The organism is Burkholderia sp. JPY481 (genome assembly GCF_038900515.1).
GTDB lineage: Bacteria > Pseudomonadota > Gammaproteobacteria > Burkholderiales > Burkholderiaceae > Paraburkholderia > Paraburkholderia youngii.
The window spans coordinates 254,552-278,039 of the sequence record NZ_JAYMRT010000003.1 but is presented as its reverse complement, the minus strand read 5'-3'; the positions used below and the strand labels follow the sequence as shown (position 1 = coordinate 278,039).

Here is a 23,488-nt window from a genome sequence, read left to right as displayed (position 1 = left end):
TCCCATTAAATGACGGCGCATGCAAAAAACGACACATTTTTCCACTTAAGCGCAACCACGAAAAACCGCTCAGACATTCAAAAGACTCGCGATAAAAAATTCCGCTATAGTCGCCCTTTTCCGATTGCCAGCCGGGCATAGAAGAACGTCAATCAGCCCGCCACCAGGAGTCCCGAAGAATGAATGCACGCGAACCCGCTTTCGTTTCCCAGTCCCGCAGCGCGCGCCTGCGCCAGATGCTCGTCAGCAGTGAACTCGAATTCATGATGGAGGCGCACAACGGCCTGTCCGCGCGCATCGTTCGCGAAGCCGGGTTCAAGGCGATCTGGGGCTCGGGTCTCGCGATCTCCGCGCAGTTCGGCGTGCGCGACAACAACGAGGCGAGCTGGACCCAGGTGGTCGATACGCTCGAATTCATGGCCGACGCGAGCGATCTGCCGATCCTGCTCGACGGCGACACCGGCTACGGTAACTTCAACAACGTGCGCCGCCTCGTGCGCAAGCTCGAACAGCGCGGCATCGCCGGCGTATGCATCGAGGACAAGCAGTTTCCGAAGACCAACAGCTTCATCAATGGCGAGGCGCAGCCGCTTGCCGATATCGACGAATTCTGCGGCAAGATCAAGGCCGGCAAGGACTCGCAGAACGACGAGCATTTCTCGATCGTCGCGCGCGTCGAGGCGCTGATCGCGGGCTGGGGCATGGACGAAGCGCTGCGCCGCGCGGAAGCGTATCGAAGGGCCGGCGCCGATGCGATCCTGATTCACAGCAAGCTGTCGCGCCCCGACGAGATCCTCGAATTCGCGCGCGAATGGGCCGGCCGCGCGCCGCTCGTGATCGTGCCGACCAAGTACTACAGCACGCCCACTGAAGTGTTCCGCGAAGCGGGCATCAGCACCGTGATCTGGGCGAACCATCTGATCCGCGCGGCGACGTCGGCGATGCAGGCCGTCGCGAAGGAAATCCATGCGAGCGAGACGCTCGTCAACGTCGAGGACAGCATCGCCGCGGTCAACGAAATCTTCCGTCTGCAGGACGCCGACGAATATTCGGAGGCCGAAGACCGCTATCTGTCGGGCGGCCGCGCGGCCGGCTCGGCCGTCGTGCTCGCCGCGAGCCGCGGCAAGGGCCTCGAAGCGGTGACCGGGGAGCGTCCGAAGGTGATGCTGCCGATCGCCGGCAAACCGCTGCTGCGCTGGCTCGTCGATGCGTTCAAGAAGCAGGGCGTCAACGACATCACCGTGGTCGGCGGCTATCGCGCCGACGCGATCGATACCGCGGGCATCCGCCTCGTCGTCAACGAGCAGCACGCGCAGACCGGCGAGCTCGCGTCGCTCGCATGCGCACTCGATAAACTGACCGGCGATACCGTCATTTCGTACGGCGACCTGCTGTTTCGCAGCTACATCCTGCGCGATCTCGTCGAAAGCGAGGCCGCCTTCAGCGTGGTCGTCGATTCGTCGCTGACCGATACGGAGAACGCGAGCGTGCGCGATTTCGCGTGGTGCTCGGCCGCCGACGACCGCGGTCTGTTCGGCAACAAGGTCGTGCTGCGGCATGTCGCGAGCGGGCGGGAGCAGTCGTCGTCGGCGAGTGCCGCGCAGGTGCCGCACGGCCGCTGGGTGGGTCTGCTGAATGTGCGCGGCGCGGGCCTTGAACGCCTGCAAGCGGTGATGCGCGAGTTGCAGACGCGCGGCGATTTCGCGTCGCTCGACATGCCCGCGCTGCTGAACGCACTGATCGAAGCGGGCGAGTCGATCGAGGTGCAATACGTGCACGGCCACTGGCGCGGCGTCAACGATCTCGACGATTTCCGCCGCGCGGGCGACTTCGCGCACGCGCAGGCGCCGTTCGCGACGGCCGTCGGCGGCGCAACGGCGAACGATGCACACGGAGGCGCGCAATGATCGAAGCAGCACAGTTCGTCGAGGCGGCGCGCGAGCGCGGTTTCGACTGGTATGCGGGCGTGCCGTGCTCGTATCTGACGCCGTTCATCAACTACGTGCTGCAGGACGAATCGCTGCACTACGTGTCGGCGGCCAACGAGGGCGACGCGGTCGCGCTGATCGCGGGCGTCACGCTCGGCGCGAAGAACGGCCGGCGCGGCATCACGATGATGCAGAACTCCGGGCTCGGCAACGCGGTCAGCCCGCTGACGTCGCTGACGTGGACTTTCCGTCTGCCGCAACTGCTGATCGTCACGTGGCGCGGCCAGCCCGGCGTTGCCGACGAGCCGCAGCACGCGCTGATGGGCCCGATCACGCCGGCGATGCTCGACACGATGGAAATTCCGTGGGAGACGTTCCCGACCGAGGCGGACGCGATCGGCCCGGCGCTCGATCGCGCGATCGCGCACATGGACGCCACCGGCCGTCCGTACGCGCTCGTGATGCAGAAGGGCAGCGTCGCGACGTATGAACTGAAAGACGGCGGCGCGCCCGCGCGGCGCACGCCGGTCGAGCCGCGCGCTCAGTTCCGCGGTGTCGCCGCGAACGAACTCGCAACGCGCCACGACGCGCTGCAAAAGGTCATCGCGCATACGCCGCTCGACTCAACGGTGGTGCTCGCGTCGACCGGTTTTTGCGGCCGCGAACTCTACGCGATCGACGATCGCGCGAACCAGTTGTACATGGTCGGCTCGATGGGCTGCGTGACCCCGTTCGCGCTCGGCCTCGCGCTCGCGCGCCCCGACCTGCGCGTGGTCGCGCTCGACGGCGACGGCGCCGCGCTGATGCGCATGGGCGTCTTCGCGACCCTCGGCGCGTACGGACCGTCGAACCTCACGCACGTGCTGCTCGATAACGGCGCGCACGATTCGACCGGCGGCCAGGCGACGGTGTCGTCGCAGGTGTCGTTCGCTGGTGTCGCGGCCGCATGCGGTTACGCGTCGGCGGTCGAGAGCGACGATCCGGCCGTCATCGACGAGCTGTTCGCGGCGCCGCCGCTCGACGGCCCTCGCTTCGCGCGCCTGACGATCCGCCGCGGCACGCCCGACGGCCTGCCGCGCCCGACCATTACGCCGCCCGATGTGAAGACGCGCCTGATGCGCCACATCGGCGCGATCTGAACCCGTACCAAATAGGAGCGCCCATGCTGCTGCTCAATCCCGGCCCGGTGACGCTCACCGAACGTGTCCGCAACAGCCTGTTGCAGACGGATCTGTGCCATCGCGAGAGCGAATTCTTCGATTTGCAGGAAGAGGCGCGCACGCGTCTCGTCGACGTGTACGGGCTCGACCCGAACGAATGGCAGGCAGTGCTGATGACCGGTTCCGGCACGGCCGCCGTCGAAAGCATGACGGCCGCGCTGGTGCCGCAGAACGGCAAGCTGCTGGTCGTCGAGAACGGCGTGTATGGCGAGCGCATCGCGCAGATCGCCGCGCAATACGGCATCGCGCACGAAGCGCTGAAGCACGACTGGATGGCCGCGCCCGATCTCGCGAAGATCGCCGAACGTCTCGACGCCGACAAGTCGTTCACGCACGTCGCGGTGATTCATCATGAAACGACCACGGGCCGTCTGAACGACATCGCGGCGCTCGGCGCGTTGTGCCGCGAGCGCGGCCTGCGTTTGCTGGTGGACGGTGTCAGCAGCTTCGGCGCCGAAGCGATCGATTTCGCGGACGCGAGCCTCGACGCGCTCGCGGCGACCGCCAACAAGTGCCTGCATGGCGTGCCGGGCGCGTCGTTCGTGCTGGTGCGTCGTGCGGCGCTCGCACGCGCGGCGAGCCGCACGTACTACCTCGATCTTGCGCGGCTCGCGCGTTTGCAGGATCAGCGCAACACGCCGTTTACGCCTTCGGTGCACGCGTATTACGCGCTGGTCGAGGCGCTGCGCGAGCTCGCCGACGAAGGCGGCTGGCGCGCGCGTCATGCGCGCTATGCGGCGCTTGCCGAGCAGGTGCGCGCGGGGCTGGCCGCGCGCGGCATCGGCAGTGTGTTGCCGGCCGGGGAGTCGTCGGTGGTGTTGCGCGCGTACCGCTTGCCCAACGGTATCGCGTATCCGCAACTGCACGACGCGCTGAAGGCGCGCGGCTTCGTGATCTATGCGGGGCAGGGCGGGCTGTCGGCGGAGCTGTTCCGCATCTCGACGATGGGCAACATCCACGCGGCCGATATCGACCGCCTGCTGCAGGGCTTCAGCGACTTGGCAGGCTGACGCTGCGTCGAGCGCGGCTCGCTTATACCGGGTCTTTGTCCGGCGGCCCGTCGGGCCGCTGCGGCTCCTCGACATGATGCCCCGGCGACGGCGGCACCAGCGGGTCGGCTTCCGGGTCGCGGTTCGGATCGGCGTTCGGGTCGGGAATCGGGCTGGTATGCATGTCGTAGCTCATTGCGTCACCCTTGTGGTTGAAATGCGCGGGTCCGGCGTGGGCGGTTGTTACCGCCGATGCCCGCCGCCGCGTCGGTTATCTGTCTTCAAGCGTAGGCGCTCGCCGCGCTTCCTGCTCGCTCCTTTTGCTATTTTCTCGGGCGCTTGCGGCCAACGCTGAGCTGCCAGTAGCGCTCGGTCGCGAACACGTCTTCGTAATTGCCGGGGCCGAACGCCCGCAACTGGCTCGCGTACGCGTTGACCGCTTCGCGTTTCAGATGCGCGCGGCGCTGCACGTCGATCGTGTGGCCCGCGCTCGGCGTCGCCGGCGTCGCGACGATGCCGCGCTGCGCGAGATCGGCGAGCCGCGCCTGCACCGCGCCCGGTGTGAGCCGGTGAATCGCTTCCTCGTAACCGAACCAGTCCAGATGCGTGAGGCGCGGCAGGATTTCGCAGCACGCTTCGAATACCCGCGCATGATCCTCGTGATGCAGGCCGAGCGGCATCAGCAGCGTGTTGGCGGTCGTGCGGTAAATCGTTTCCTCCAGCGCCGCCGCCATCTGGCTGATCGACGGCGAGTCGGCGTACTGGCTGTCGCGAAACGGCATGCGCAGCGGAATCGCGTCGAGCACTTCGAGCGCGCGGTTGTCTTCGACCGTGCGTTCGCGGACCGCTTCATGAGCGTTCGCGAAGCCCGCTTTCTGGTCCCACTCGGTATGCATGTCGTGTTCGGGCGGCGCGGCGAACACGGTGCAGACGGCGGCGTCGGGATGGGCTGCGAGCAATGCGCCGCAACTGAACACGGCGTCGTCGAAATGGGGCGAGACGATGAAAAGGCGTGGAGTGGTTTCGCTCATGGGCTTGCGTCTGGGGGTTCGAGGCGGGGCGGATGAGGCGTCGAGGCCATCGGTCGTCATGGCGCCGCACGTAAAAAAACGTGGCGTCACCTCAGCTTAGGCGTAATCGGCGCGGCTTGCGCGCGAAACTTGCAGCGCGCAAATCGCGTGCCTGAAAGTTCGCGGACGAAGGTCTCAATCGGTCCATCCAGCGACGGTCGCGGCTTTTCGGCTCGTCGTGCGTCGCTGTCGTGGCCTTTGGAGCGCACGTGTTTTGTGTAGTTCGCGAATTCTCCGAACACTGTCCTCCCGCCTCCCCCGTTCAGGGGATTGTTCCCCCGCGCGGCCGCGCCGATCATTGGCCCATTCGGGAAGGCCATCCATCCAGTTCAGGACTCAAGGAGACTCAGATGCGCGACAACGCCACGGCCGACGCGCCCTCGGCCTACGCCTATCCAACGCTGATCAAGCAGTTGCTGCACACGCCGTTCGTTCAGGCGCCGGACCAACAGATCGTGTATCGCGGACAGCTTCGCATGACCTATACGACGCTGCGCGAGCGCATCGCGCGGCTCGCCAATGGACTGTCGCGGCTCGGCGCGCGGCACGGCAGCACGGTCGCGGTGATGGACTGGGACAGTCATCGTTACCTCGAATGCTATTTCGCGGTGCCTATGATGGGCGCGGTGCTGCAGACGGTCAACGTGCGCCTGTCGCCGGAGGAGATCGCTTACACGATCAACCATGCCGGCGCGGAGATCCTGTTCGTCCACAGCGATTTTCTGCCGCTCGTCGAAGCGATCAGGGGACAGCTCGAAACGGTGCGCACCTTCGTCTGGATCGACGAGGAAGGCAGCGAAGTCGCTACCCATACGATTCCGTTCTCGGCGGAATACGAAGCGATGCTCGAAGAAAGTTCGGATCACTATGAGTTCCCCGACTTCGACGAGAACACGCGTGCGACGACCTTTTACACGACTGGCACGACCGGCTTGCCCAAGGGCGTCTACTTTTCGCATCGGCAGCTGGTGCTGCACACGATCACCGGCATGGCGGCGTTGGCGAGCCCCGAATCCGGGCAGCGCTTTCACCGCGGCGATGTCTACATGCCGCTCACGCCGATGTTTCACGTGCACGCCTGGGGCATGCCCTACATCGCCACCGTGCTCGGCGTGAAGCAGGTCTACCCGGGCCGCTACCTGCCGGACCGGCTCGTGAAGCTGGTGCGCGACGAAGGCGTGACGTTCTCGCACTGCGTGAGCACGATCCTGCACATGATGCTCGGCTGTGAACAGGCGCGCTCCGTCGACTTCAGCAAGTGGAAGATCGTGATCGGCGGCGGTGCGCTCACGCACGGACTCGTGCGTGCCGCGCTCGAGCGCGGCATCGACATCTTTGCCGGCTACGGCATGTCCGAAACGTGTCCGTTGCTGAGTCTCGCGCAACTGCCGCCGGGTGCCGAGGCGCTCGACGCGGAACAGCAGTTGCGCCTGCGCTGCACGACCGGGCGGCCGGTTCCGCTCGTCGATCTGCGCATCGTCGATCAAGGCATGGAGGAGGCGGCTCACGACGGCAGCGCGTACGGAGAAATCGTCGTGCGCGCGCCGTGGCTCACGCAAGGCTATCTGAACAACCCCGAAGCGTCGGTGCAGCTATGGAGCGGCGGCTACCTGCACACGCAGGACATCGCGACGATCAGCCCGATCGGCAGCATCCAGATCACCGACCGACTGAAGGACGTGATCAAGTCGGGCGGCGAATGGATTTCATCGCTGGAAATCGAGAGCCTGATTTCGCTGTACCCGGGCGTATCGGAAGTGGCGGTCATCGGCATCAGCGACGAGAAATGGGGCGAGCGGCCGGTCGCGCTGGTGGTGCTCAGCGAAGGCGCCGCGGTCAGCGAGGACGACATCAAGCGTCACGTGCTGACGTTCAGTGAGTCGGGACGAATCTCGAAGTATGCGGTGCCGCAGATCGTCAGGTTCGTCGACGCGCTCGAAAAGACCAGCGTCGGCAAGCTGAACAAGAAGTGGTTGCGCGCGCAATTCGCCTGATGGATCGCAACGCTTCAAAAGCCTTGGCGCAATGGCTGGCGCGATAGCGCCTCATTGGCCGTTGCGCAACAGTCCCAGCGCTTGCGCGCGCGACACCGCATGCGCGCGCTTGTCGACCGCGAGTTTCACGAAAATACTTTTCACGTGCGATTTGACGGTCTCGGGCGCAATGCCGAGACTGCGCGCGATTTCCTTATTCGACTGCCCCTGCGCGATCAGCCCGACGATTTCGCTTTCGCGCGCGCTCAGCGCTTCGCGTTCGGCGTCGCGCTGCGCTTGGCTGCGGGGCTGATAAAGAGCACGCCAGCCGTCCCAAAGACGGTCAATGTAATGCGCCGCGTCCTTCGTTCGCACGGGGTTCCCCGCGACGCTGCGGCTGTCGTCGCGCATCGCCTGCAGCAGCGAACCGATGCCGGCGCCCTGGTCGAGAATCGACTGATAAATGCCGGCCGGCGCGGCGACTTCGACGACCTCGCCGAACGCCTCGATCGCCTCGCTCAACCGGCCCGCGCTCATCCACGCGAGCGCGAGCGTGGTGCGCAAGCGCAATGCCAGGTAGTCGCCGTGACGGCTCTCCGCGCTGCGCCGTGCCGCGTTCAGATGGTCGACGGCCTCGCTCGTGCGGCCCCGCGCCATCGCCAGGCAGCCCGCGGCGAGTGCGCGATAGTTGTCGATTTCCGCCGACACCGGTGTCGACGATTGCGGGTCGCGTGCCGCGAGTCCGTCGAGTTGATGAACACATGCGGCGGCTTCGGTCATTCTTCCTTCGGCGAGATGCAGCCGAGTGCGTTCGACGAACCCCGCGGCGACCAGACGCCGCCAGCCTCGCCGATGGCCAAGGTCTTGCGCGTGCTCGAGCAGCGCATAGGCGTGCGCGGTGTTCGCGCGCGCCATCGCGATCCGGATCAGCACTCGATACGCGATCAGCACGCTATCGAGCAGCACGGCCGCATCGACGATCGGCATCAGATCGAGCAGCAGCGCTTCGGCTTCGTCGAGGCGGCCCTGCTCGTAGCGGATCTGCGCGAGCATCGGCGCGCACAGCGCGGCGGAGATCGACTGCGGGCCGGAGTAACGCTCGGCCAGATGCATCGACCTGGTGAAATACCGCTCGGCCGGCACGAAGTGCATCCGCTGCATTTCCGCGTGGCCGAGCAGGCACAGCCGGTATGTGGAGGAGAACACGTTGCGCTGGTCGTCCTCGATCGAATCGGGAATCCACGGGGTCGCATACAGCGCTTCGAGGCGGCCCGCCTTCCAGTGCGCGAAACGGATCACGTTGGACAGGACGTTGGCGGTCCACGCGTCGGCCGCTGGATGATCGAGGCAGGCCTGCGCGAGCGACAGCGCGCGTTGCGGATCGTCCTGCAACGCCGCGAGCACCGCTCGGATCGCTTCGCACTCCCAGCGCATGCGCGTGGTCTTGGGGTCTTTGTCGATTGCGGTTTCGCGTTCGAGCGCATCGAGCATCGTCAGCGCGTCGTCGAAGCGCAGTGCCAGCGCCATGCCCCACGTGATCGCGAGCCTGACCTGCAACTGCCCGCGCATCAGGTGCGCGGGGAACTGGCGCTGCCAGCCGAGCAGCGTCAGCAGATCGCCTTTCGTGACGAGCGACATCGCGCAGCGACCCATCAGCGCGATCGCGTCGTCGGTTGCCCCTGCCGCGATCGCGTGGCGCACCGCGTCCGTCCATTGCTGCTGTTGCGCGTACCACCGACAAGCGCGGCGATGCACGTCGGCGACTTCTTTACCGTACCGGGTTTCGAGCCGCTGGCACAGGTAGTCGCGCATCAGATGGTGATAGCGGAACGCGCGTCCCTCGATGTCCAGCGGTTGCAGCAGAAGCTGACGCGCGACGATCGCCTCCAGCATGTGCTGGCTGTCCTCGACGCCCGTCACCGCCGCGCACAGCGATGCACTAAGCCGGTCGAGTATCGACGTGCGCAACATGAAGTCGACCATGTCCGCCGGCAGATGCTTGAGCATGTCTTCGAGGTAGGCGGCGAACGGCCGCGACGCGCCCGATGGCATATCAGCTTCCGCACCGGGGGGACGTTGCTCGCGGGCCAGCACCGAGGCCGAAATGCGCAGCGCCGCGGCCCAGCCCTCGGTGCTCGCGAACAACGACTTGACGGTGGACGGACCCAGGCCCGGACATTCATGTTCGATGAAGCGCTGCGTCTCGTCGAAGCTGAAGCGTAGCGCCGCCGAGTCGATTTCGAGCAGTTCGTTGCTGGCCCGCAAGCGCGCGAGCGGCAGCGTGGAATCGTTCCGCGTGCAGACCACCAGGTGCACCCGCGACGGCATGTGCTCGATGAAGAACGCAACGGCATCGTGAATGACGGGCAGGCCGATCAGGTGATAGTCGTCGATAAACAGATAGACCTCGTCATCGACTTCGACGAGTTCGTTGATCAGCGTTGCGACGATCGATTGCGCGGGCACGAGGGACGCCTCGGCCGTCAGGCCGATCGCCGACGCGCCGACATTGCCGCACGCGTGTCGCAAGGCCTGCGCGAGATAGTGCAGGAAGCGGGCGGGCTCGTCGTCCTCGGGGTCGAGCGACAGCCACGCCACGTGAGCGCCGGTGGCGCGCAGCCGCTCGAGCCACACGAGTGCGAGCGACGTCTTGCCGAAGCCCGCGGGCGCCTTGATCACGATGAGCCGTTTGTTTTCGGCCTGGGCCGTCAGAGCGACGAGCCGCGGCCGCTCGATCAAGCCGGATGGCAAGCGCGGCGGCACGAGTTTCGTGGTCAGAAGCAGGGAGGGTTTGCCTCGCGATGTCACGTCGATCGTTTGCATTGGTGGTTACGCAGGCCGGGGGCAACCCTGACGATCCCCCACAGCGCTACACCGAGTCACTACGGATTCCATCGCGCAGATCGATCTGCAGCCCCGGATAACGGTTCGGGAACCTCGTTCGATGATACGCCAACGGCCTCGCCGGAGGACACGCGTTTGCCGAGCCGTCGCAATCCTGGAATGAAAGAGTCAACCGTCGATAAAAGGGCCCGGGAAGAACGGTGCAAGCGCCGCCAGCATCTTGAGCAAGGGCGAGGTGATCGGGCTCCTGGCAAAACACCCGAGAGCACCAGGCCCTTCAGCCCTCCGGCTGCCGCGTCGCAACCGCGATCGAGGAAACCGCGTGGTACGAATCGCCAACCAACACCCTCTAGTCCGCAAAGCCGGGGTTACGGCGCTCGAGCCGACGCAGCAGCCCCGGCCAGACGAGCGCGCCTGGCGTCGCGCCCCGCGTCACAAGCTTGATCTGCTCCTTGATGTTGTCGAGAATCGGCGGCGCGATAGGGAGAAGCTTGCCGCCGCCCGCCTGCGCGCGGACCTGAATCATGCAGGCCGCTTCGAAGAAATACATCGCGACGAACGCATCCGCCGGCGTCCGGCCGACCGTCAGCAAGCCGTGATTGCGCAACATCAGATTCGTGTTGTGCCCGAGGTCCTGAACGAGGCGCGGTTTTTCCGCTTCGTTGAGCGCGATGCCCTCATAGTCGTGATAGCCGAGCGACGCGAGCACACCCAGCGACTGCTGCGACAGCGGCAACAAGCCTTCCGCCTGAGCCGATACGGCCACGCCGTTGATCGAGTGCGTGTGCATCACGCAAAGCGCATCTTCGCGTGCCGCATGTATGGCGCTATGGATCGTGAAGCCGGCCGGATTGATCTCGTACGGCGATTCGCTGACCTTGCGGCCGTCGAGGTCGATCTTGACCAGTGATGACGCGGTGATCTCATCGAACATCATGCCGTAGGGGTTGATCAGGAAATGATGCTCGGGGCCCGGCACGCGCGCCGAGATGTGGGTAAACACCAGATCGTCCCAGCCGAACAGCGCGGTGAGACGGTAGGCGGCCGCGAGATCGACGCGTGCTTCCCACTCGGCCGGGGAGACGTCGTTCTTCAGACTGATGGCGGATGAGCTCACGTCGATACTCCTCGTTTGACGATACGAGTCCATATGATGTACTCGAAGCCGCCGAAAATCTGTCAGATACGCGACAGGTCGCGTCCCGGCAACGCAGAGGTTAGCCGCTAAAGCGTGCGCAAATCGTCCGGCGTATCGACGTCGCGCAGAATGCCGGGATCGTCGACGTCGATGCGTGTCAGCGTTCGTGACTTGAGCAGCGCTTTCGCGCCGGTGTCGCCGTCCAGCGCGAGCAGCGCGTCGCGGTGCTCGCTGCCGAAGCCGACCGGATGGCCGCGCTGGCCGTCGTAGAACGGTGCGACGAGCGGCGCGCCGTTGTCGAGCGCGCGGGCTACCGCTTCGATCGTCGGAATTGCGATGCGCGGCATGTCGGCGAGCGCGACGATCCACCCTTCGGCGTCGTCGCTCGCTTCGATGCCGGCGGCGAGGCTCGCGCCCATGCCGCGCTCGGCGCTAGCCGCGAACACAACATCGCAGCCGGCATCGTTCAGCACGCGGGCGAGCGCGTCGGAGCCCGGCCGCACCACGGCGAGCACCCGCGTGACGACCTGCAGCAGCCGATGCGCGGCTTCATGCGCGACCAGCGTGCCATCGGGCATACGTGCGAGCAGTTTGTTGTGCAGCCCGCGCGGATCGAAGCGCGAGCCGTAACCGGCGGCGAGCAACACGCCAGTGGCGAGCGAGGCATAGGCCATCGGCGGATACCGGTAGAGAGGAATGCGCAGATTGTGCGATGCAACGGGGCGGGAGGCAAGCGCGGCAACGCAAGCCCGCCGCTCCCGCTTTCGCTGTTGCTCATTTTCCGGCGCTGCCGCCGGTTCAGGTCCGCGCCACCTTGTCCAGCGTGATCGGCAGATCGCGCACCCGCACGCCGGTCGCGTTGTACACCGCGTTCGCGATCGCGGCCACCACGGCCGTGATGCCGATCTCGCCGATACCGCGCACGCCGAGCGAGTTGATGTACGGATCGGGCCGGTCGATGAACGCAATGTCGATCGTGCCGATATCGGCGTTCACCGGCACGTGATACTCGGCGAGGTTCGCGTTGGTGAAGCGTCCGAAGCGCTCATCGAGCGTGCTTTCTTCCTGCATCGCCGCGCCGATGCCCCATACGATGCCGCCCATCATCTGGCTGCGCGCGGTCTTCTGATTCAGCACGCGGCCGACGTCGTACACCGCGACCACGCGCGGCACGCGGATCGTGCCCAACTCCGCATCGACGTGGACTTCGACGAACACCGCGCCGAACGAGTGGAACGAGTACTTCTGCTTCTCGTCGCCGGGCTTCACGGTCGCGGTCGCCTCGATCGGCTTGCCGCCCGCGCGCGCGATGATCGCCGCGGCCGGATCACGCTTGTTTGGTTGCGAGCGGCTCACGACCCAGCCGCTTTCGACGGTGACGTCGTCGAGCGGCAAGCCATGCACGGGCGAAGCCGTATCGGCGAGCGCCAGCGCGATCAGCTGGCTGCGCGCCTCGCTCGCCGCGTCGCGCACGGCGGGCGACACGCTGGCCGCCGACTGCGAGCCGCCCGACACCGGCGCGCGCGGCAGCGACGAATCCCCGAGCGCGAAGTGGATCTGCTCGGGCGTGAAGCCGAGCGCGTCGGCGGCGACCTGGGTCATCACCGTGTAGGTGCCGGTGCCGATGTCCTGCGTGCCCGAGGCGACCACCGCGGTGCCGTCCGGCAGAATCTGCGCGAGCGCCGACGCCTCGCTGCGGTTGGCCGGATAGGTCGCGGTCGCCATGCCCATGCCGATCAGCGTGTTGCCGTTGCGCATCGAACGTGGCGTTTGCGAGCGGCGCGACCAGCCGAACTTCTCGGCGCCGATCTGATAGCACTCGCGCAGCGACTTGCCCGACCACGGCTTGTGCTCCTGCGGATCGCTTTCCGCGTAGTTTTTCAGGCGCAGCGCGAGCGGGTCCATCTTCAGCGCAACGGCGAGTTCGTCCATCGCCGATTCGAGCGCGAACGAACCGGTGGTCTCGCCCGGCGCGCGCATGAAGGTCGGCGTGCCGACATTGAGCTGCACGAGCCGGTGCGTCGTCACCTGGTTGGGCACCGCGTACAGCATGCGCGTGACCATGCAGCAGGTCTCGGTCCAGTCTTCGATCATCGACGTGTTCGAGATGCTGTCGTGGCGCATCGCGGTCAGCGTGCCGTCATGCCGCGCGGCGATCACGAAGTGCTGTTCGGTGCGCGGCCGCGCGCCGACCGGGCCGAACATCTGCGGCCGTTCGAGCACGAGCCGCACGGGCCGCCCGGTTTGCCGCGCGGCCATCGCGCACAGCGACACGTGCGACCACGACGAGCCCTTGCAGCCGAAGCCGCCGCCGATCAGCGGCGAAATCACGCGCACGTCGGACACGGGGATCGCGAACGTCTTCGCGAGCACCTGCGCGGCGCCGCTCACGCCCTGGGTCGAGTCGTAGACCGTCAACTGCGGGCCGTCCCAGTGCGCCATCGTCGCGTGCGGCTCCATCGGGTTGTGATGCTCGATCGGCGTCGTGTAGGTGGCCTCGATATGCACGTCGCCGCTTTGCATGCCGTCTTCGAAGCTGCCGCGCTGCGTGTCGGTTTGCCGGCCTTGCGGCTTGTCCGGCGCATGCGCGTGCGGCTTCGCCTGCTCGAAGTCGAGCGCCGCGGCGCCCGGCTGATAGACGATGCGCAGCTGGCGCGCGGCATCGGTCGCATGTTCGAGCGTATCGGCGACGACCACCGCGACCGGCTCGTTGCTGTAGTGCACCTGGTTGTCTTGCAGAAGCGACAGGTGCCGGCCGGCCGGCGGCGAGAGCGCGGGCTTGCCGCCGTTCGGCAGACGCGGCGCGTTCTGGTAGGTCATCACGAGCAGCACGCCGGGCACGGTTTCGGCGCGGCTCGCATCGATCGACGAAATCGTGCCGGCCGGGATCGTGCTCGTCACGAGCACCCCATGCGCGAGGCGCGCCCCGGGGAATTCGGCTGCGTAACGCGCGTCGCCGGTCACCTTCAGCAGTCCGTCGACGCGATCGAGCGGTTGTCCGATCAGATTCATGCGACACCTCCCGCATTGCCGGCGGCCTGGTTGACCGCGCGCACAATCGCGCGCTGCGCGAGCTGGACCTTGAAGGCGTTGTCGTGACGCGGCTGCGCGCCGCTCAACGCGGCCGCGGCGGCGTCCTTCAGCGTGGCCTGGTTGAGCGGCTGGCCGCTCAGCATGTGTTCGGCCACGTTCGCGCGCCACGGTTTGTGCGCAACGCCGCCGAGCGCGATGCGCGCGCTCTGCACGCGCTCGCCGTCCATCTGCAACGCGGCCGCGACCGATACGAGCGCGAATGCATAGCTCGCGCGGTCACGCACCTTCAGATAGTGCGAATGCGCGCTGAACAACGGCGGCGGCAGATCGACCGCGGTGATCAGCTCGCCGGGCTGCAACGTGGTATCGACGTCGGGCCGGTCGCCCGGCAGCCGATGGAAGTCGGCGAACGCGATCGTGTGTTCGCCGCTGGGGCCGTTCACGCGCACCAGCGCATCGAGCGCGGCCAGCGCGACGCTCATGTCCGAAGGGTTGACCGCGATGCATTGCGGGCTCGCGCCGAGGATCGCGTGCGCGCGGTTATGGCCGTCGAGCGCGGCGCAGCCGCTGCCGGGGATGCGCTTGTTGCAATGCGTAAAAGCGGTGTCGTAGAAGTAGCCGCAGCGGGTGCGTTGCAGCAGATTGCCGCCGACCGTCGCCATGTTGCGCAACTGCGGCGACGCGCCCGCGAGCAGCGCTTGCGACAGCAGCGGGTACTGCTCGCGCACCAGCGCGTGATTGGCCGCGTCGCTATTGCGCACCAGCGCGCCGATGCGGATACCGCCGCCGGGCAGCGTCGTCACCGAGTCGAGGCCGCCGATGTGCGTGATATCGATGAGCCGCACCGGCCGCGCGATGCCGCCCTTCATCAGATCGAGCAGATTCGTGCCGCCGCCGATGAACACCGCGCCGGGCTGTTGCGCGGCGCGCACCGCGCTGGCGACGTCGCCGGCGCGTTCGTAGGAGATCGCATCCATGTCGCTCTCCGTCAGGCGTGCTCGTGCGCGGCGCGCACCGCGGCGACGATGTTCACGTACGCGCCGCAGCGGCAGATGTTGCCGCTCATGCGCTCGCGGATTTCGTCGTCGGTGAGCGCGGCGGGACGCGCGCGCACGTCGGCGGTCACGGTGCTCGCCGTGCCGTTGCGGAATTCGCCGAGCAGGGCGGTCGCCGAGCACAACTGCCCGGGCGTACAGTAGCCGCACTGGAACGCATCGTGTTCGATGAACGCGGCCTGCACTGGACTCAACGTGCCGTTGTTCGCGAGTCCTTCGACGGTCGTGATGTTCTCGCCTTCATGCATCACCGCGAGTGTCAGGCACGAGTTGATGCGGCGGCCGTCGACGAGCACCGTGCAGGCGCCGCATTGACCACGGTCGCAGCCTTTCTTCGTGCCCATCAGACCGGCGTATTCGCGCAATGCATCGAGCAGCGTCACGCGCGGTTCGAGTTGCAGCGCGTACGCGCGGCCGTTGACGGTCAATGTGACGGAGCGCGGCGGCACGACGGGGTTGCTTTGCGGCGCGGGTCCGGTGGGTGCCTGCGCTTGCGCGCGCAGTTGCGGCGCCGCGCCGATCGTCGCGGCGGCCGCCGCCGATTGCAGGAAGCGGCGGCGGGACGGTTGGGAAGGTGTGGTGGTTTGCTCGGCAGTCGACTCTGAAGCGGGGGTGTCCCCGCAATGCTGACATTCTGTAGGCGTGGTCATGACGATCTGTTGACTCCATTGAAAGGTCAATGCAGGCTGACGACGCGTCGATGTCCAACGCATCGCGTTGACACAAAACCATTGAGCAGCAATTTAAGTGCCGTTGCAGGCGCAGCTACAACGGTATTAAAAACGCGCTGCAAGCGCAAAGCCGATCTGCGCAATAAAGGCAGGCCAATATGCGCAATGACCACGGGGGAACCCGGCTGGAATCGCGCAAACACGTGCGAAATTGCACGTTTTGCGCTTGGAAAAAAGCGAAAAGGACCCGCGGTTCAACGCGCCCGGCAGGCTGTGCGGATGCCTCGCAGCAAATCGATCGGCGGCGGCGGACAGCCGGGGATCGTCACGTCGACCGGCAAGATCGACGAAACGGGGCCGCACACCGCGTAACTATTGGCAAATATGCCGCCCGTGCATGCGCATTCGCCGGCGGCAACGACGAGTTTCGGAGCGGGTGTCGCGTCGTACGCGGCGAGCAGGGCCGCGCGCATATTCAGCGTCACCGGCCCGGTCACGAGCAGCAAGTCCGCATGCCGCGGACTCGCGACGAATTTGATGCCGAGCCCTTCGAGGTTGTAGAACGGGTTGTTCAGCGCGTGGATCTCCAGCTCGCAACCATTGCATGAACCCGCATCGATCTGCCGAATGCACAGCGCCCGCCCGAGCAGACCGAGTATGTCCTCGCGAATGCGTCGCTCCTCGTGAAGCCATGCGTCTTCCGCCGCCGGCGCGGGTTCGTCGGGGAAATCGGTGCGCGCGAATTGCCGGATCAGTTGCCACATCAGAGGTCGTGCCCCGCGTAGTTCAGGTTGAACGACTTGTTGATCAGCGGGAAATCGGGAACGATGTTGCCGATGATCGCGTGTTCGAGCGCCGGCCAGTTCTGCCATGACGGATCGTGGCAATGGCATCGGCCGATGACGTCGCCCGGGGCGAGATCCAGTGCGACGAATACGTCCCCTCGCCAGCCTTCCACCCAGCCTATGCCTTGCGCGTCCGCCGTTGCAGGCGCCATCGCGACGACCGTGGGACCGTCATCAGGAAGATTGGCCAGCAGCTCGCGGATCAGGCGCAGGGATTCATCGATTTCGGCGAAGCGCACGGCCACGCGCGCCGCAACGTCGCCGCGCGCATCAGTCACCGCATTGACCGCTACGTCGTCATACGGAGCGGCGCGCAAGTTCGCGCGAACGTCGAAGGTCCGACCGCTGGCGCGAGCGGCCATGCCACGCACGCCGAAATGCTCGACGACAGCGGGCGTCAATCGGCCCGTGCCGAGGAATCGATCCTGCAGCCCGGACTGGTCCTCGTAGACTTTTCGCATCACATGAACCTCGCGTTCGATGCGTTCGCATTGCTCCGTCAGCACCGCCGCGTGGTCGGCGCGAACGTCGACCGATACACCGCCCGGTACGATCCGGTCCATCAGGTATCGATGTCCGAACAGACGGGCGTTCGTCCGTATCCAGTCCTCCTTGAGCCGCGAGAATTGCGCGAGTGCGAAGCCGAACCCGGCGTCGTTGCCCAGCGCGCCGAGGTCGCCGAGGTGGTTGGCCACGCGCTCGCGTTCTAGCAGAAGCGCACGCAGATATAGTGCGCGCTTCGACAGCTGCGTGCCGCTGGCTTGCTCGAGCGCCATGCAAAAGGCCCACGAGAACGCGACGGTCGAGTCGCCCGCAATTCTGGCGGCAACCCGATGACCCTGCGATCCAGGAGTCCGTTCAAACAGCCGCTCGACGCCGCGATGCACATAGCCGAGACGTTCTTCGAGGCGCAGCACCTTCTCGCCGACGACCGAGAAGCGGAAATGCCCCGGCTCGATGGTGCCGGCATGAATCGGCCCGACAGCGATCTCGTGTACGCCATCGCCCGCAACCTGCACGAACGGGTAGTCCGCCTCGCTCGACTCGAAGGCTTCGACACCGGTCGCCTGCCTTTGCAGCGGGAAATAGTCGTCGGGCCAGTTGCCGTGATTGAGCCACGGGCGCGTGTCCGGGGCGCCACGCGCGCGCAGGCCGATCAGATCGAAGATCGCCCGTTGCATGCGAGTCGCACAAGGGAAAACGGTGGCGAGATCGGGATAGTCTCCACCGGCACTCTGCTGACGCCCGATCGGCAGGCGCACCCACACGATGCCGTCATCGCATTCATACGCGGCGTTCACCGAGAATCCGTCTTCGACTGCTTCACTGCCCCACATTGCAACGAGGCGCCGCTGCTCCGATCGCGCGGTGCGCGCAAGCTCGAGCCACGCTGATTCATCGGCGCTCACCACTGCTGCGGGAATCTGGCCCGCACGATGTGTGAGGCAGGTGGCGGCAAGCTGTATCGATTCGAGTCGCATCGTTCACCCCGCCAACATCGTTGCGGCCTGGCGATACCACGTTGCCAGATACGGCGGCACATAGAGCCCCAGCATCAGCCCCAAGCCGAGATGCACGAATACCGGCAGCGGTGCGGGGCGATGTTCGAGCGGCTTGGCCGTCGTCGTCTCACCGAACACCATTCGCTGCACGCGCGCGAAGATCGCCGCGAACGCGACGGCGAGGCCGAGCAGCAACAGCGGCGCCGTCCACGGTAGCGTGTTCATCGCGGTCGTCAGGATCAGGAATTCGCTTGCGAACACGCCGAACGGCGGCAGACCGAGAATCGCGAGCGCGCCGAGCATCATGCCCCAGCCGACCGTCGGGCTGACCTGCAGCAGCCCGCGAATGCCTTCGATCGCCTGCGTCCCCGCCTTCTGCGCCGCGTGGCCCACGGCAAAGAAGATCGCCGACTTGACGAGAGAATGGACGGTCATGTGCAGCAGACCGGCGAATGTCGCGACCGGGCCGCCGAGGCCGAACGCGAACGTCATCAGTCCCATGTGCTCGATCGACGAATACGAAAACAGCCGCTTGACGTCCTTCTGCCGAAACAGCGAGAACGACGCGATCAGCACCGACACGAGCCCGAAGCCGACCAGCAATCGTCCCGGCAGGCCATTGCCGAGTGCGCCGTCCGCCAGCACCTTGCAGCGCAGCACCGCGTACAGCGCGACGTTCAGCAGCAGCCCGGACAGCACCGCTGAGATCGGCGTCGGGCCTTCGGCATGCGCGTCCGGCAGCCAGTTGTGCATCGGCACGAGTCCGACTTTCGTGCCGTAGCCGACCAGCAGGAACACGAAGGCGATCGACACGATGGACGGGTCGAGGTGCGTCTTGACGGCGGCAAGGCTCGTCCACAGCAGCGCATCGCCGTCGCTCAGTTGCCGGCTCGCGGCGAGGTACAGCAGGATCGTGCCGAACAAGGCCTGCGCGATGCCGACACCGCACAGGATGAAGTACTTCCAGGCGGCCTCGAGGCTTGCAGCGGTTCGATAGACGCTGACGAGCAGCACCGTCGCGAGCGTGGCGCCTTCCATCGCGACCCATAGCACGCCGAGATTATTGGTCAGCAACGCGAGCAGCATCGCGAACATGAACAACTGGTACATGCTGTGATAGAGGCGCATCCGCGTCGCCGTCATCCGGCCGCGCGCTTCCTCGATCTGCATGTACGGCCGGGAGAACAGCGACGTCGTCCAGCCGACGAACGCAGTCAGCGCGACGAGGTACACGTTCAGGGGATCGACGAAGAATGCACGGTCGAACGCGAACGACGGTCCGTGCTCGACGGTACGCGCGGCGAGCGCGAGCGTCGCCGCGAACGTCACGAAGCTGAAGCCGGCGTTCAGGTTGCGCGCGACCGGGGCGGGGCGCACGGCCGCCAGAGACGCGGCCGCCACCAGCGGAATGCCGAGCACGGCGAGCACGACGTGGGCGTCATTCATCTTTGAGCTTCTCGAGGTGATGGATGTCCAGGCTGTCGAACTGCTCGCGAATCTGGAACATGAACACGCCCAGAATCAGGATCCCGACCAGCACGTCGAGCCCGATGCCGAGTTCAACGATCATCGGCATGCCGTTGGTGGCGGCAGTGGCGGCAAAGAACAGCCCGTTCTCCATCGACAGGAAGCCGATCACCTGCGGAACCGCCTTTGCGCGCGTGATCATCGCCATGAACGACAACAGCACGCACGCCAGCGCGATCCCGAGCGTGCCGCGCGCGGCCGAGGTCGCGAGTTGGCTGATCGGCGACGCGACGTTGAACGCGATGATCACGAGCACGATGCCGATCAGCAGCGTGGTCGGAATGTTGATCAGCGGCTCGACGTCGGCCTGAATGTCGAGCCTGCGCACGAGCCGATACAGGATCCACGGAATCACGCCGACCTTCAGCACGAGCGTCAGTCCGGCCGACACGTACAGATGCGCATCATCCGTCACGAAACCGAGGATCAGGATTGCCAGCACCAGCGCCATGCCCTGCAACGTATAGAGATGGATCAGCGACAGGATGCGGCGCTGGCTCAGCATCGCGAACGACAGCATCAGCAGTACAGCCGCGAGGAAATTGATCAGTTGCGTCGCGTAGGCGTGCATTCAGGCTCCCAGCAGCAGATGGACGAGCATGCCGATCACGGCGAGCAGGAAGGCGGTCGCAAGGAACTCCGGAACCCGGAAAATCCGCATCTTCGCGTTGGCGGTCTCGACCACCGCCAGCGCAGCGCCGCCGACCATCAGCTTGACGAACAGCGCCGGCACCGCGAACACCAGCGCGAGCGGATTACCGGCTGCGGCGATCCCCCACGGCATGAACAGCGCAATGCCGATGCACGAGTAGGCGAAGAGTTTGAGGCTGGCCGCCCATTCCATCAGCGCGAGGTGCCGCCCCGAATATTCGAGGATCAGCGCCTCGTGGATCATTGTCAGCTCGAGGTGGGTGGTCGGGTTGTCGACCGGCAGCCGCGCATTCTCGGCGAGCGACACCAGTGTAAACGCTATGCCGGCGAACGCCAGGCTCGGGTAGATGGTGAGTTCGCTGTGGCCGAGCGTCGCGACGATGCTCGTAAGCAGGGTCGACTGCGTGATCAGCGAGGCCGACAGCAGCACCATCAGCAGGGCCGGTTCTGCGAGGAAACCGACCAGCATCTCGCGGCGCGCGCCGAGCGTGCCGAATGCCGTGCCGATATCCATTGCCGCTAGCGACAACGCGACGCGCGCGAACGCGAACAGGCCGACGAGCGCGATCGCATCCGCGGCGGGAGACAGCGGCAATTCGGTCGACAGCGTCGGCACGACTGCGCAGGCGAGCGTCATCGCTGCCCACACGACATAGGGCGCGCCGCGGAACACCGGACTCGCGCCATGAGCGACGACCGACTCCTTGTTGAACAGCTTGTGGAGCATCCGGTACGGCTGCCAGATGCTGGGCGCGCGCCGGTTCTGCAGCCACGCGCGGCACTGGTTGACCCAGCCCGTGAGCAGTGGCGCGGCGGCAAGCGCCACGATGATCTCGAGGCTTTGCGATAGCACGCCGGATACAGTCACCATCGTCTCACCAGCATCAGGAGCAGGATCAGCACGGCGAAGCTGTAGGTCAGGTACACGGCGATCCGGCCCGTCTGCAATCGACCCGCCCATTCCGCCGCGCGTTGCGTGAGTGCCGCGATACGGTCGTACAGAATCGACCACGTGCGGTCGGCGACCGAGACGCGGTAGGACGGCTGCGCGTCGAACGGCGACGGCAGTTGCCGCTCGATGCGCAGCAGCGGCGCGAAGATCTCCCGGATCGGTTGCCCGAAGCCTTCGGCCGTGTCCTGCATCCGCGCGGTCGTGAACGGGAAGCCGCAACTCCACGGCGCGGCCCGTCGCAGCCGACCGTGGTAGAAGCGCCGCACCAGCACCCACGCAAGGCCGCAGCAGGCGACGAAAAACAGCATGAACACGACGGGCATGTAGCTCGCCCGCGCGGTCGATACGGGCACGAAGATTAGCCAGCCATGATTCTCCGCGCCGATGCCGGCGCCGACGAGCGCGCGCGTGACCCGGTCCAGTACCTTGACGAACTGCGTGGGCATCAGTCCCAGCAGCACACCGGCCACCGCGAACCAGCAGAACGCGAGCCGTTCCCATCTGTTCGCGTCGTGTGCGCGACTCAGTTTTGCTTCTCTCGGCTGCCCGAGGAAGACGATGCCGAAGAACTTGACCATCGTGTAACCGGCCAGCGCTGCCGTCATCGCGACGAGCGCGGCCGCGATCGGCACCGTCATCGCCAGCACGGAATTCTGCAGACCGGGCGTGAACAGGAAGCTTTGCAGCAGCAGCCACTCCGCAACGAAGCCGCTCATCGGAGGCAAGCCAGCGCTGGCTGCGACGCCTGTGAGCACGGCCCAGGCGGTCCACGGCATCACACGGATCAGGCCGCCGAGCTTGCCGAGATTGCGCTCGCCGGTCGCGTGCAGCACAGCCCCGGTGCCGAGGAACAGCAGGCTCTTGAAGGCCGCATGCGCGACGATCTGGTAGAGCATCGCGGTCAGCGCAAGCGCGGACAGCTCCGTCATCCCGTACGCGCGAAACAGCACCGCGAGCCCGAGCGCGACGATCATCAGGCCGATGTTGTCGATCGACGAATACGCGAGCAGACGCTTCATGTCGACCTGGATCGTACTGAACACCACGCCGAGCAGCGCTGTGGCGATACCCAGCACGAGCAGCAGCACCCCCCACCACGCGATCTGCACGTGCAGCAGGTCGAACACGGTGCGGATCAGCCCATACAGACCGACCTTCAGCACGAACCCGCTGAGCAGCGCCGATACCGGGGATGGCGCCGCGGGATGGGCGTCCGGCAGCCACACGTGCAACGGGAACACGCCCGCCTTGGCGCCGAAGCCGACCAACGCGAACAGGAAGGCGAGCGAGGCCCAGAACGCGTCGGGCGACTGCGCGCGCAGGTTGGCAAACGTGTAGTCGCCAGTGCGCGCCTGCAGGATGCCGAAGCAAAGCAGCAGCGCGAGTGCGCCGACGTGGGAGATCAGGAAATACAGGTAACCCGCGCGGCGAATCTCGCCGATCCGATGATTGGTCATCACGAGGAACGTCGCGGACAGCGTCAGCGTTTCCCAGGCGACCATGAACACATACGCGTCGTCGGCGATCAGCACGAGCGCGATGCTCGCGATGCAAACGTGGTACTCGAAGCAGATGAGTCCTGGCGCCGATCCTTCGCCCTTGCGGAAATAACCGGCGGAAAAGGCGCCGATCCCCGCGCTGACGACACCCAGCGCGAACAGGAAATAGCCTGACAGCGCATCGACGCGCAGATGGAACGGCAACCCGGGCAGGCCGATGGGCAGCACTGCGGTGGTCGGTTCGGTGAAGATGCCGGCGAGTCCCGCCGCTCCCAGCAGCAGACCTCCGAGCGCGCCGAGCGGAAACAGCCCGTGGGCGACGAATCGCGTGCGATGCAGAACTCCGAGACCCAGCGTGCCGACCGCGAGCCAGGCGGCTGCGACCAGCAGGACGAAATGGACGACCGGGAAGGGTGCCATCCGGAATGTCTCCAGTACGCTCGGTTTGGACGAGGAGCACGCAATGAGTTCCGGCTTGCCGGCCTCGCTCGAAACCCATTATGACATCAGAAACCAATCTGGATAACAGGATATGATAATGTCATTATCATGTGAACCACATGTTCGCCACGTCTTTGCCGTTGTTCCAAG

General features: G+C 66.0%; 18 protein-coding genes. 4 read left to right on the top strand and 14 right to left on the bottom strand.

Going from position 1 to position 23,488, the window contains the following annotated elements:
* Positions 1 to 179: 179 nt before the first annotated feature.
* From aepX to VSR82_RS10625, 3 genes are read left to right on the top strand one after another with little or no spacing between them, the layout of a single operon-like run.
* Positions 180 to 1,907: a phosphoenolpyruvate mutase gene (gene aepX / locus VSR82_RS10635; protein ID WP_429457165.1), complete on the top strand. Its 1,728-nt coding sequence runs from the start codon at positions 180 to 182 to the stop codon at positions 1,905 to 1,907.
* Positions 1,904 to 3,067 carry a phosphonopyruvate decarboxylase gene (aepY, locus tag VSR82_RS10630; RefSeq protein ID WP_498857676.1) on the top strand — a complete coding sequence of 388 codons (1,164 nt, stop codon included), beginning with the start codon at positions 1,904 to 1,906 and terminating at the stop codon, positions 3,065 to 3,067. Before aepX ends, aepY begins: the two co-directional genes overlap by 4 nt.
* Before the next feature lie 23 nt (positions 3,068 to 3,090).
* The gene (locus tag VSR82_RS10625; RefSeq protein WP_410850292.1) at positions 3,091 to 4,158 is read left to right on the top strand and encodes a 2-aminoethylphosphonate aminotransferase; all 1,068 of its coding nucleotides are present in this window, start codon (positions 3,091 to 3,093) and stop codon (positions 4,156 to 4,158) included.
* Between the two features lie 22 nt (positions 4,159 to 4,180).
* Here the strand turns inward: VSR82_RS10625 and VSR82_RS10620 are convergent, their stop codons facing one another.
* Together VSR82_RS10620 and VSR82_RS10615 are read right to left on the bottom strand one after the other, a co-directional pair.
* Entirely contained in the window at positions 4,181 to 4,321 is a 141-nt protein-coding gene (locus tag VSR82_RS10620; RefSeq protein ID WP_167335679.1) for a hypothetical protein, read from the bottom strand.
* A 139-nt stretch (positions 4,322 to 4,460) separates the two neighbouring features.
* Positions 4,461 to 5,168 carry a PIG-L deacetylase family protein gene (locus VSR82_RS10615; RefSeq protein ID WP_368584670.1) on the bottom strand — a complete coding sequence of 236 codons (708 nt, stop codon included), beginning with the start codon at positions 5,166 to 5,168 and terminating at the stop codon, positions 4,461 to 4,463.
* Positions 5,169 to 5,557: 389 nt separating this feature from the next.
* Here VSR82_RS10615 and VSR82_RS10610 point away from each other — a divergent pair, with 389 nt between their 5' ends.
* A complete protein-coding gene (locus VSR82_RS10610; protein ID WP_498857675.1) occupies positions 5,558 to 7,201 on the top strand; it encodes a fatty acid--CoA ligase in 1,644 nt (547 codons plus the stop codon).
* Positions 7,202 to 7,252: 51 nt separating this feature from the next.
* Here VSR82_RS10610 and VSR82_RS10605 read toward each other — a convergent pair whose 3' ends face one another.
* The 12 genes from VSR82_RS10605 to hyfB all read right to left on the bottom strand — a co-directional run bounded on the left by VSR82_RS10605 (position 7,253) and on the right by hyfB (position 23,317).
* Positions 7,253 to 10,003 (bottom strand): winged helix-turn-helix domain-containing protein, encoded by a 2,751-nt coding sequence (locus VSR82_RS10605; RefSeq protein WP_498857674.1) that lies wholly within the window; start codon positions 10,001 to 10,003, stop codon positions 7,253 to 7,255.
* 370 nt (positions 10,004 to 10,373) lie between these two features.
* Complete coding sequence (locus tag VSR82_RS10600; protein ID WP_410850295.1) at positions 10,374 to 11,141, bottom strand: class II aldolase/adducin family protein; 768 nt, start codon at positions 11,139 to 11,141, stop codon at positions 10,374 to 10,376.
* A gap of 107 nt (positions 11,142 to 11,248) precedes the next feature.
* Positions 11,249 to 11,836: a nucleotidyltransferase family protein gene (locus tag VSR82_RS10595; protein WP_410850296.1), complete on the bottom strand. Its 588-nt coding sequence runs from the start codon at positions 11,834 to 11,836 to the stop codon at positions 11,249 to 11,251.
* 124 nt (positions 11,837 to 11,960) lie between these two features.
* Positions 11,961 to 14,174: a xanthine dehydrogenase family protein molybdopterin-binding subunit gene (locus tag VSR82_RS10590; RefSeq protein WP_429457174.1), complete on the bottom strand. Its 2,214-nt coding sequence runs from the start codon at positions 14,172 to 14,174 to the stop codon at positions 11,961 to 11,963.
* Positions 14,171 to 15,172: an FAD binding domain-containing protein gene (locus VSR82_RS10585; protein ID WP_429457176.1), complete on the bottom strand. Its 1,002-nt coding sequence runs from the start codon at positions 15,170 to 15,172 to the stop codon at positions 14,171 to 14,173. The genes VSR82_RS10590 and VSR82_RS10585 overlap by 4 nt, the downstream gene beginning before the upstream one ends.
* Positions 15,173 to 15,183: 11 nt before the next feature.
* The gene (locus tag VSR82_RS10580) at positions 15,184 to 15,900 is read right to left on the bottom strand and encodes a 2Fe-2S iron-sulfur cluster-binding protein (RefSeq protein ID WP_429457178.1); all 717 of its coding nucleotides are present in this window, start codon (positions 15,898 to 15,900) and stop codon (positions 15,184 to 15,186) included.
* A gap of 275 nt (positions 15,901 to 16,175) precedes the next feature.
* Positions 16,176 to 16,685, bottom strand: coding sequence for an NADH-quinone oxidoreductase subunit B family protein (locus VSR82_RS10575; RefSeq protein ID WP_498857673.1), 510 nt, complete (start codon positions 16,683 to 16,685; stop codon positions 16,176 to 16,178).
* A complete protein-coding gene (locus VSR82_RS10570; protein ID WP_410850300.1) occupies positions 16,685 to 18,247 on the bottom strand; it encodes a hydrogenase large subunit in 1,563 nt (520 codons plus the stop codon). The genes VSR82_RS10575 and VSR82_RS10570 overlap by 1 nt, the downstream gene beginning before the upstream one ends.
* A gap of 3 nt (positions 18,248 to 18,250) precedes the next feature.
* Positions 18,251 to 19,714, bottom strand: coding sequence for a hydrogenase 4 subunit F (locus tag VSR82_RS10565; protein WP_429457183.1), 1,464 nt, complete (start codon positions 19,712 to 19,714; stop codon positions 18,251 to 18,253).
* Positions 19,707 to 20,366 carry a formate hydrogenlyase gene (locus tag VSR82_RS10560; protein WP_429457185.1) on the bottom strand — a complete coding sequence of 220 codons (660 nt, stop codon included), beginning with the start codon at positions 20,364 to 20,366 and terminating at the stop codon, positions 19,707 to 19,709. Before VSR82_RS10560 ends, VSR82_RS10565 begins: the two co-directional genes overlap by 8 nt.
* Complete coding sequence (locus VSR82_RS10555) at positions 20,367 to 21,317, bottom strand: respiratory chain complex I subunit 1 family protein (protein WP_410850302.1); 951 nt, start codon at positions 21,315 to 21,317, stop codon at positions 20,367 to 20,369.
* Complete coding sequence (gene hyfB / locus VSR82_RS10550) at positions 21,311 to 23,317, bottom strand: hydrogenase 4 subunit B (protein WP_498857672.1); 2,007 nt, start codon at positions 23,315 to 23,317, stop codon at positions 21,311 to 21,313. Before hyfB ends, VSR82_RS10555 begins: the two co-directional genes overlap by 7 nt.
* Positions 23,318 to 23,488: the final 171 nt, after the last annotated feature.

Coding starts and splice junctions, on each gene's coding strand:
- aepX (WP_429457165.1), top strand. CDS start 180: ATGAATGCACGCGAACCCGCTTTCGTTTCCCAGTCCCGCAGCGCGCGC.
- VSR82_RS10605 (WP_498857674.1), bottom strand. CDS start 10,003: ATGCAAACGATCGACGTGACATCGCGAGGCAAACCCTCCCTGCTTCTG.
- VSR82_RS10570 (WP_410850300.1), bottom strand. CDS start 18,247: ATGCGACTCGAATCGATACAGCTTGCCGCCACCTGCCTCACACATCGT.
- VSR82_RS10625 (WP_410850292.1), top strand. CDS start 3,091: ATGCTGCTGCTCAATCCCGGCCCGGTGACGCTCACCGAACGTGTCCGC.
- VSR82_RS10580 (WP_429457178.1), bottom strand. CDS start 15,900: ATGACCACGCCTACAGAATGTCAGCATTGCGGGGACACCCCCGCTTCA.
- VSR82_RS10595 (WP_410850296.1), bottom strand. CDS start 11,836: ATGGCCTATGCCTCGCTCGCCACTGGCGTGTTGCTCGCCGCCGGTTAC.
- VSR82_RS10575 (WP_498857673.1), bottom strand. CDS start 16,685: ATGTGGCAACTGATCCGGCAATTCGCGCGCACCGATTTCCCCGACGAA.
- VSR82_RS10620 (WP_167335679.1), bottom strand. CDS start 4,321: ATGCATACCAGCCCGATTCCCGACCCGAACGCCGATCCGAACCGCGAC.
- aepY (WP_498857676.1), top strand. CDS start 1,904: ATGATCGAAGCAGCACAGTTCGTCGAGGCGGCGCGCGAGCGCGGTTTC.
- VSR82_RS10610 (WP_498857675.1), top strand. CDS start 5,558: ATGCGCGACAACGCCACGGCCGACGCGCCCTCGGCCTACGCCTATCCA.
- VSR82_RS10565 (WP_429457183.1), bottom strand. CDS start 19,714: ATGAATGACGCCCACGTCGTGCTCGCCGTGCTCGGCATTCCGCTGGTG.
- VSR82_RS10555 (WP_410850302.1), bottom strand. CDS start 21,317: ATGGTGACTGTATCCGGCGTGCTATCGCAAAGCCTCGAGATCATCGTG.
- hyfB (WP_498857672.1), bottom strand. CDS start 23,317: ATGGCACCCTTCCCGGTCGTCCATTTCGTCCTGCTGGTCGCAGCCGCC.
- VSR82_RS10585 (WP_429457176.1), bottom strand. CDS start 15,172: ATGGATGCGATCTCCTACGAACGCGCCGGCGACGTCGCCAGCGCGGTG.
- VSR82_RS10590 (WP_429457174.1), bottom strand. CDS start 14,174: ATGAATCTGATCGGACAACCGCTCGATCGCGTCGACGGACTGCTGAAG.
- VSR82_RS10560 (WP_429457185.1), bottom strand. CDS start 20,366: ATGCACGCCTACGCGACGCAACTGATCAATTTCCTCGCGGCTGTACTG.
- VSR82_RS10615 (WP_368584670.1), bottom strand. CDS start 5,168: ATGAGCGAAACCACTCCACGCCTTTTCATCGTCTCGCCCCATTTCGAC.